This window comes from Comamonas sp. B-9, from assembly GCF_000410635.1.
Taxonomy (GTDB): domain Bacteria; phylum Pseudomonadota; class Gammaproteobacteria; order Burkholderiales; family Burkholderiaceae_C; genus Comamonas.
This window is the reverse complement of record NZ_APCR01000522.1, coordinates 1-8,580: the sequence shown is the minus strand read 5'-3', so window position 1 is coordinate 8,580 and position 8,580 is coordinate 1. Positions and strand designations below refer to the sequence as shown.

Genomic DNA, 8,580 nt, shown 5'->3' with positions numbered 1-8,580 from the left:
GCCGCTTGAGCGCGCAAAGCGCTCCGCCCGGCGAGCACAGCCAGGCCATCGCGGCAGCGCTGGAGGCTGCGCGCCAAAGCCCGCAGTACCCCGCCAAGGAGGCCATCGTGCTGTGCGTGCAGCAGGCGCTGACCGCTGACTTTGCCAGCGGCGCCCGTGCCGAGGCCGAGGCCTTCAAGCGCTTGCTGCCATCGGCGCAGTCGCGCGCACTGCGTCATCTGTTTTTTGCACAGCGCCGCAGCCGGCAGATTCCGGGTCTGGAGCGGCAAGTGCCAGCCGGCAAGATCGAGCAGGTCGGCATTCTGGGGGCCGGCACCATGGGCAGCGGCATTGCGATGTGCTTTTTAAATGCTGGCATCCGCACCGTGTTGGTGGATGCCGCCGCTGCCGGCCTGGAACGCGGTCTGCAGCTGATCCGCTCGACCTACGAGGCCCAGGTGGCCAAGGGCCGCATGGGTGCTGAGCAAGCCAGCGCGCGCCTGGCCTTGCTGACCACCTCACTGGACGACCAGGCGCTGGCGCCCTGCGATCTGGTGATCGAGGCGGTGTTTGAAGATATGGCCCTCAAGCTGCAGGTCTGCCGCAGCTTGGGCGAGGTCTGCAAACCCGGCGCCATCATCGCCAGCAATACCTCGACCCTGGATGTGGATGCACTGGCACAGGCCACCGGACGGCCTGCCGATGTGGTGGGCATGCATTTCTTCAGCCCCGCCAACATCATGCGTTTGCTGGAGGTGGTGCGCGGCGCGCAAACCGCCCCGCAGGTGCTCAAGACCGTCATCGACCTGGCCGGCAAGATCGGCAAGACGCCGGTGGTATCGGGCGTCTGCTTTGGCTTTATCGGCAACCGCATGGCCGAGGTCTACCTGCGCGAGGCTGAGTTTTTGCTGATGGAGGGCGCAAGCCCCGCACAGATCGACAAGGCGGTGCAGGCGCTGGGCCTGGCGATGGGCCCTTGCCGCATGCTGGACATGGCCGGGCTCGATGTGGGCGCCAAGACCGTTATCGAATGCGACAAGGCCGGCGGCCTGCCGCCCGATGCCAGCTACCGCGCGGTGGTGCGCAAGATGTTTGAACTGGGCCGCTTTGGCCAGAAAACCGGCCTGGGCTACTACCGCTACGAGGGCCGCAACGCGCTGCCTGACCCCGAGGCCGGCCGCATTGCGGCCGACCTGGCGCAGGCGCATGGCATTGCCCAGCGCAGCGATATTGCGGTGCAGGAGATTGTGGAGCGCCTGCTGTACAGCATGGTCAACGAGGGCTGCAAGATTCTGGACGAGGGAATTGCCTACCGCGCCAGTGATATCGATGTGGTCTGGGCGGCCGGCTATGGCTTTCCGGATTTTCGGGGCGGGCCCATGTTCATGGCCGAGGAGATTGGCCTGGCGCAGATCGTAGAGCGGCTGGAGCACTATGCCGCCAGCCGGGGCAACCGCTATGGCTACTGGACGGTATCGCCGCTGCTGCAGCGGCTGGCTGCGCAGCGCCAGGGCTTTGACAGCCTGCAAGCCGCCTGAGGGCCTGAAGGCCAGAACTCATCAACATTGAAGAGCACCGCCATGAAAGACGCCGCCATTGTTTCCACCGCCCGCACGGGCATTGGCCGGGCCTACAAGGGCTCGCTCAACCACACGCGCTCGCCCCAGATGATGGGCCACGCCATCGAGCATGCGGTGGCGCGCGCCGGGGTGGACCCGGCAGAGGTGGACGATGTTGTGGTCGGCTGCGTGCTGACCGCGGGCACGGCCGGTATGAACCTGGCCCGCAATGCCTTGCTGGCCGCAGGCCTGCCGATGAGTGTGGCCGGGCAGACGATAGACCGGCAATGTGCCTCCGGCCTGATGGCGATTGCCACGGCGGCCAAGCAGGTGCTGGTCGATGGCATGCAGGTCGTGGTGGCGGGCGGCTGCGACAACATCACGGCCGTGCAAACGCCCTATATGGAATGGGCCAGCCGCGAGCGCGACCCGGCCGTCACAGCGCATGCCGCCCATGCCTATATGCCGATGCTGCAAACGGCCGAGCATGTGGCGCGCAAGTACCGTATCAGCCGAGAGGCGCAGGATGCCTATGCGCTGGAGTCGCAACTGCGCACCGCCCGCGCCCAGGCCGCCGGCCTGTTTGAGCGCGAGATTGTGCCCTTCAGCACCCAGATGGCGGTGACCGACAAACTCACGAAGGAAGTCAGCCTGCAGCAGGTGACCCTGGCCCGCGACGAAGGCAACCGCCCCGACACCAGCCTGGAAGGGCTGGCCGCGCTCAAGCCGGTGATCGACGGCGGCGTCATCACCGCCGGCAATGCCAGCCAGCTGTCGGATGGCGCCTCGGCCTGCGTGGTCATGGATTCGGTGCTGGCCGAGCGCCGGGGCCTGGAGGTGCTGGGCATTTACCGGGGCATGGCGGTAGCAGGATGCGCGCCCGAGGAGATGGGCATCGGCCCCATTTATGCGATCCCCAAGCTCTTGGCCCAGCACGGGCTGGGTGTGCAGGACATTGGCCTGTGGGAGCTTAACGAGGCCTTTGCCTGCCAGGCGCTGTACTGCCGCGACCAGCTGGGCATCGATCCAGCCTGCTTCAATGTCAACGGCGGCGGCATCTCCATCGGCCACCCCTATGGCATGACGGGCGCCCGCATCGCCAGCCATGCCCTGCTGGAAGGCCAGCGCCGCGGTGTGCGCTATGTGGTGGCCACCATGTGCGTGGGCGGTGGGATGGGGGCCGCTGCGCTGTTTGAGGTAGGGTAAGAACGTGCTGACGATCTCCTCGCGCCGCGACAGTGTCCCTACGGGTTGGAGCGAAATCGGGCGATTTCTTCGCGCTGGCCCTTGCTTGCACCCCGGTGCAAGCTGCGTTCCATCCCTTCGAACTCATCCCGATTGCTCTCCAACGCAGCTGCGTAGAGATCCTCAACACGTTCTAACATGCAACTCGACTACGCCAGCATCCGCCAGACCCTGGATTTTTTGCTCTACGACTGGCTGGAGGTAGAGGCACTCAGCCGCCATGCGCGCTATGCCGGCCATGACCGCCAGACCTATGGCGCCGTGCTGGACATGTGCGAGCGCCTGGCCGCCGAGAAGTTCGAGCCCTTCAACCGCTTGGTCGATCAGCAGGAGCCGCATTTTGACGGCCTGCAGCTGCATCTGCCTGATTGCACACCGGCGGCCTGCGCCGCCTATGCCGAATCGGGCATGCTGGCGGCATCGTACGACTACGAGGTGGGGGGGATGCAGCTGCCCTGCGTGGTCGATATGGCGGCCAACAGCATGGTCTCGGCGGCCAGCATTGCGCTCAAGGCCTATTCGATGCTGACAGCGGCCAATGCCGGCCTGCTGATGGCCCATGGCACACTGGCGCAGCAAAAGGCCTTTGCGCTGCCGCAGCTGCAAGGCCGCTTTTTTGGCACGATGAACCTCAGCGAGCCGCAGGCCGGATCCAGCCTGTCAGACATCACGACGCGTGCCGTGCCCGATGGCGCCGACTTTGCCGATGACCCGCTGGGGCCGCGCTACCGACTGACGGGCCGCAAGATGTGGATCTCCGGCGGCGAGCATGCGATGGGCGAGAACATCGTCCACCTGGTGCTGGCCAAGGTGCCCGACGACAGCGGCCAACTGCCCGCGGGCGTGGGCGGCATCTCGCTGTTCATCGTGCCCAAGGTTTTGGTCGATACCGAAGGCCAGGTGACCGGCGAGCGCAACGACATTGCGCTGGCCGGGCTGAACCACAAGCTGGGCTACCGGGGCACCGTCAACACCCTGCTGCACTATGGCGAGCAGGGCGGGGCCGTTGGCTACCGCGTGGGCGCGCTGGGCGCGGGCCTGCAGTGCATGTTCCACATGATGAACGAGGCCCGCATCCAGGTGGGCCTGGGCGCCACCATGCTGGGCTACGCCGGCTACCTGCAATCGCGCGACTATGCCCGCCAGCGCCCCCAGGGCCGCCCGGTCGCTGCCGGCCAGAAGGTGGTGAAGAACGCGCAGCAGCCCCAGGTGCCGATTGCCGAGCATGCCGATGTCAAACGCATGCTGCTGGCGCAAAAAAGCTATGCCGAAGGCGCGCTGGCGCTGCAGCTGTACTGTGCCAAGCTGGTCGATACGCAGCGCGCCGGTGCGCCGCAGCAGGCCGATGCCGCGCAGCTGCTGCTGCAGGTGCTCACCCCCATCGCCAAAAGCTGGCCCAGCCAGTGGTGCCAGGAGGGCAACAGCCTTGCCATCCAGGTGCTGGGCGGCTACGGCTACACGCGCGACTATGCGGTGGAGCAGCACTGGCGCGACAATCGGCTCAACATGATCCACGAAGGCACGCTCGGCATCCAGGCCCTCGACCTGCTGGGCCGCAAGCTGCGCATGGATGGGGGAGCCGCCTGGGCCTTGCTGCAAGCGGAGATCGCGCAAACCGTCGCCACTGCCCGGTCGGTGCCTGCATGCGCCCCCTGGGCCGGTCTCTTAGATGCGGCCACCCAAGCCCTGCAAGCCGCCACCGACGCGGCCTGGGCCAGCGGCAACGCCCAGCTGGCCCTTGCCAACGCCACCGCCTACATGACCGCCTTCGGCCATGTCACGCTGGCCTGGCTGTGGCTGGACATGGCGCTCAAGGCGCATGGGGGTATGGCGGCTGCCGATGCCGGGCAGCAGGCCTTTTTGCAGGGCAAGCTCAATTGCGCGCGTTATTTTTATGCGTATGAGTTGCCGCTGGTGCAGGCCTGGCTGGCGCCGGTGATGGCGGGGGGGGCGCTGTTTGTGGAGCTGGGGGGGAGTGGGTTTTGAGCCCTGAGGGAAAGGGCGGGGCAGGGTGCCGCAGGGCTTGCATCCGCGTTCAGCGCATGGTGCAGGTGCTGGTGTTGGTGGCGGGTAGGGCCCTATTGGTTGATGGTCCGCTCAAGCCTGCCAATAGGGCCTTTGCCGGCGGCGCACTTATACCTTGGCGAGGAAGGCCGCCGCATCACCTGCTTCACACTTCCAGTCTGCGAAGACCCCCACCAGATCGCATTCCACGCAGTGGCAAGCGATGTAGTACCAGCGCACGTCATGGGTGCCCTTGTACACGGAGACGCCGGACACCAGCTCGAACACCTCGTTCTCGCACACGCAGGCGTGCCCCTCGGGGGTGGCTTCTTCCAGGTAGTCCTCGCTGTCGCCCATCAGGTGTTCCTGCCCGCAGTCGGAGCAGGTGCGGATGGCAACGCCAGCTTCTTCGTCGGTCTGCAGCGCAAAAGTCCGGGAGCCGCACTCGCATTTGGACGAGGCAAACCGGGTGGCCTCATGGCCATTTGCAACGCTGTAGCTGCGCAGCTCAGCTTGGGTGTCGCCCGACGTCGTCCCGTACATGAACTCGCCCTTTTTCGTCAGTGCCATTGGTGTTGTTCCATTCTTCAAAGTGGGCTTTCCGGCAGACCTGGTGCCAGGCTTGCCCCGATCATCTGGATTTTGCCTGAATTGGCCGATCCCAGACGGTTGCAATGGCAGCTACCGTGATCGGAAGCACTGGCCGGATGGTCGCGGCTACAGGCGCGCTTTGCCGGCCTTTTTCAACGCGGCCATGGCTTGGATGACTTCATTCCTGAAGGTCTGCTGCCACTGCGCCGACCAGTCTCTTGGCCGTCCTTGCTCTTCCCATGCGGCCAGGGCATTCACGATCTCTGCATCCAGCCAGGCATCGGCATAGCGTGGGTCCGTCGACGGATCTTTGGCCGCCGCAACAAACGCTGCGAAGGAGAATATGCGCTCTGTTGCCCTCGTGGCGCGAGACTCAAAGGTGTTTAAATCCAACTTGTCTTCCAATGCCTGCTATGGGGCGGCCTTGCGCTTCTGACAGCATGACAATTGCACCATTGCCACGTGGAGACTATTCAAGCGCATGCAGTACATCCCACCACCTGATGGAAATCGGACAATGTGCGACGGATGGGTTCCAACACATCGGATTCACTAAAAGGAAACAACGCCTGTGGAGCAATATCGCTTTGGGCCTATGCAAGCACGGACCCTCCAGGTGTTGCCTGAGGGCTGTGTGCAGCATCTGGTTGATCACTACAGCTGTGCCTGGCGCGGCACGGCCCTGCGCCTGGGATGCAAGGGACGCGCTGGATGTTATGCCGGACTGGCAGCCAGACCGTACGTCCATGCGTTGCCTGGCATCGCGCACAGGGGGCGTGGCCAGCGAGATGCAGTAGTGCGGCATTCCTTTGCGAAGCGATGGGCCTTTGCCAAGTCAGTGAGCAGGTGATGGGCCTCCCGAATACCCCGAGCCGACGGCGACCGTGGCTGCAGTCGATGGCAGCGCTCGCCATCGCGGCCTTGATCGGCTGGGGTTGCATGGTTGGCGCGACCGAAGTGGTGGAGAGCTTGCGCTCCGGGGTGCTGAACAACCGCAAAGGACCTGACATCCTTGCCGCTGAGCAGCCCGTCCTTTACTGGGCTTTGATCAGCTTCTACACGGCGGCAACCCTGAGCGCCGCCGGTTTGGCGCTTTTGGTGACGGCCATTGCAGTGCGCGATCTGATCCGTGCACAAGGCGCTGACCAATGAGTGCGTGGTCGACGCGCCAGGCGGCCTGCGTGGGTGTTGCCGAGGTGTAGAAGTGCAGGCCCAGCGCCCAGCGTTCAGAGCAAACCCAGGTCAGCTTGCGGCGGCCTTCAGCGCAGTCTCGATCCAGCCATCAAAGGTCTTTTGGTTGGCCTTGATCCAGCTGTCCGTATGGCGCTCCACATCCTGCTGGCGGTTCTCGCCGTCGTGCATCCGACGGTTTTGCTCGCTGATGTCCCCGATGGGCAGCGACATGATCTCAAACAGCTTGGCGGCGGCGGGGTTCTTTTCGACAAAGGTCTTGTTCGCCACGATGTATTCGTTGTTGACAGGGAAGCCGTAGTTCTTGCCGTTGGACAATTGGGTGTCCGTGCCGGCCTGTACACCAGGCATGGCCGAGAACGGCACTTCCAGCCAGACAACGTCCTTGCCCGAGCGCAGCACATTGCTCAACCAGTAGGGGGTCCAGGCGTAGAACAGCACCGGCTTGCCTTGCTGATAACGGGCCAGCGTGTCCGAGATCAGCGCAGGGTAGTTGCCCTGGGTGTAGTTCACCGTGCCTTGCAGCTTGAAGGCGGCGAGCTGGTGGTTCACCACGGCTTCGCCACCCCAACCGGCGCTGGGCCCGACCAGATCGGCCTTGCCGTCGCCGTTGGTATCGAAGAGCCGGGCCAGCTTGGGGTCGCTGAGCTGGCTCAGGTGGGTGATCCCGTACTGATCGGCTGTCTTCTTGTCGATCATGTAGCCCTGGGCGGCGCCGGCTGCGTACACACCCTTGCGCGACAGTTTGGCGTCGCCCCCTACGCTTTTGTAGAACTCCGAGTGGTGCGGATTCCAATGGTTGGCCATGAAGGTGGCGTCTCCGCGCGCAACGGCCAGATGCGCCAGCGGGTACTCAACCTCCTTGACGGGCTGCACGTCATAGCCAAGTTTGGTCAGCGCACGCGTGACCAGCAGGGTCTGGAAGGTTTCCTCGGCCAACGAACTTTGCAGGGGCAGCACCTTGACGCCCTTGCCGGGCAGATCGCCAGCGTGGGTGGACAGTCCAAGGGCCAGCAGGGCGCTGGCGAGCAGGGTGCGGGCAAAGTGTCGGGTGTTCATCATGCGGTGTATTTCCTATACAAGCGGGTGGAGAAAGCGAGCTAGGCTCTTGGCGCCACGCAAGCGCCTGAGCCGAGCTCAGGGAGGTCTCTGGCGCCATGGCGGCAAGCCTGAGGCAATGCAATGCAGTGCGCTGGGCGGTAGCCGCCCAAGCCAAGGCAGCCACGTTCCACAGCCGCAAGGCAGGCGCTAAAGACGGCGAGACAGACGGCGCAAGCAAGGCCTGCCGATCGTGGGATCAGCGTCCAGCGGGCGGGACAAGGCTTTGGTTGACGACGCAGGGCGGTGGGGCAGCAGCACCCCACGCAAGAAAATAGGTACCGCGACGGGACGCAAGCTAGTCCGCGAGTAGTACCGAAGCGCCAACATGCTCTGTTGGCTTTAAGAAGCTAATAAATATAACTCCCGAGTCTAAAGCAGTCAAGGCTTGCGCGGCGTTTATCCGGTGCGCTGTGGGGCTCGGATGGGCGGCGGGGGGAGGGGCACTGCCAGAGATGGGGAAAGCCATCTGCGATTGGAGTCCCGGGCTCCGGCGCAGGGTTCTCTCACTCCACATCACTCGCCCATGGCAGGGGCCCTAAACTTCAGGTCCATCACTCCTTCCATGTACGACCGGCTCGCAGTCCCCTCCCATGCCACAGCTTGCTTCTGGAACCTCTATCCCTGGCTCAGCCGGCGCAGGCAACCAGGCCGCCGCGCGCGGCGATATCCGCACGCTGGCCGCGTTGGCCGAAGCGGGCGAGGACCTGTCGGCCCTGTGGAACATTCGCACGCCGCTGATCGAGGCCGTGATCGCCCAGCAGGCGGAGGCGGTCAGGTGGTTGCTGGCGCGTGGTGTTGCGCTCAACACCCCCGATGCCGTGATGGGCTGGACGGCCTTGGGCTGGGCTGCAAGCGGCAATGAGGCCGCACTGGTGCAGGCCTTGCTGGCCGCCGGCGCCGATACCGAGCA

Annotated in this window: 9 protein-coding genes; 5 read left to right on the top strand and 4 right to left on the bottom strand. The window is 64.7% G+C overall.

The annotated features are described in order from the left end of the window. Both H928_RS26175 and H928_RS0104850 read left to right on the top strand, forming a co-directional pair. On the top strand, positions 1–1,517 hold a 1,517-nt coding region (locus H928_RS26175), incomplete at its 5' end, for a 3-hydroxyacyl-CoA dehydrogenase (protein ID WP_043338721.1). 42 nt (positions 1,518–1,559) lie between these two features. Beyond that, positions 1,560–2,744, top strand: coding sequence for an acetyl-CoA C-acyltransferase (locus H928_RS0104850; protein WP_021025499.1), 1,185 nt, complete (start codon positions 1,560–1,562; stop codon positions 2,742–2,744). A 38-nt stretch (positions 2,745–2,782) separates the two neighbouring features. Here the strand turns inward: H928_RS0104850 and H928_RS32800 are convergent, their stop codons facing one another. Beyond that, a complete protein-coding gene (locus tag H928_RS32800) occupies positions 2,783–2,923 on the bottom strand; it encodes a hypothetical protein (protein ID WP_204366280.1) in 141 nt (46 codons plus the stop codon). On the opposite strand from H928_RS32800, the gene H928_RS0104845 reads away from it, so the two are divergent. Next, positions 2,922–4,769 carry an acyl-CoA dehydrogenase gene (locus H928_RS0104845; RefSeq protein ID WP_021025498.1) on the top strand — a complete coding sequence of 616 codons (1,848 nt, stop codon included), beginning with the start codon at positions 2,922–2,924 and terminating at the stop codon, positions 4,767–4,769. The genes H928_RS32800 and H928_RS0104845 overlap by 2 nt on opposite strands. 147 nt (positions 4,770–4,916) lie before the next feature. Here the strand turns inward: H928_RS0104845 and H928_RS0104840 are convergent, their stop codons facing one another. Both H928_RS0104840 and H928_RS0104835 read right to left on the bottom strand, forming a co-directional pair. Further along, the gene (locus H928_RS0104840) at positions 4,917–5,357 is read right to left on the bottom strand and encodes a hypothetical protein (protein ID WP_021025497.1); all 441 of its coding nucleotides are present in this window, start codon (positions 5,355–5,357) and stop codon (positions 4,917–4,919) included. Positions 5,358–5,504: 147 nt separating this feature from the next. Next, positions 5,505–5,771 carry a hypothetical protein gene (locus H928_RS0104835; protein WP_148293050.1) on the bottom strand — a complete coding sequence of 89 codons (267 nt, stop codon included), beginning with the start codon at positions 5,769–5,771 and terminating at the stop codon, positions 5,505–5,507. 504 nt (positions 5,772–6,275) lie between these two features. On the opposite strand from H928_RS0104835, the gene H928_RS0104830 reads away from it, so the two are divergent. Next, positions 6,276–6,530: a hypothetical protein gene (locus H928_RS0104830; protein ID WP_148293049.1), complete on the top strand. Its 255-nt coding sequence runs from the start codon at positions 6,276–6,278 to the stop codon at positions 6,528–6,530. 90 nt (positions 6,531–6,620) lie between these two features. On the opposite strand, the gene proX is transcribed toward H928_RS0104830, so the two are convergent. Further along, positions 6,621–7,631: a glycine betaine/L-proline ABC transporter substrate-binding protein ProX gene (proX, locus tag H928_RS0104825; RefSeq protein WP_021025494.1), complete on the bottom strand. Its 1,011-nt coding sequence runs from the start codon at positions 7,629–7,631 to the stop codon at positions 6,621–6,623. A 629-nt stretch (positions 7,632–8,260) separates the two neighbouring features. Between proX and H928_RS0104820 the strand changes: the two genes are divergently transcribed. Beyond that, positions 8,261–8,580: ankyrin repeat domain-containing protein (locus H928_RS0104820; protein ID WP_021025493.1), on the top strand; the 320-nt coding region annotated here is incomplete at its 3' end.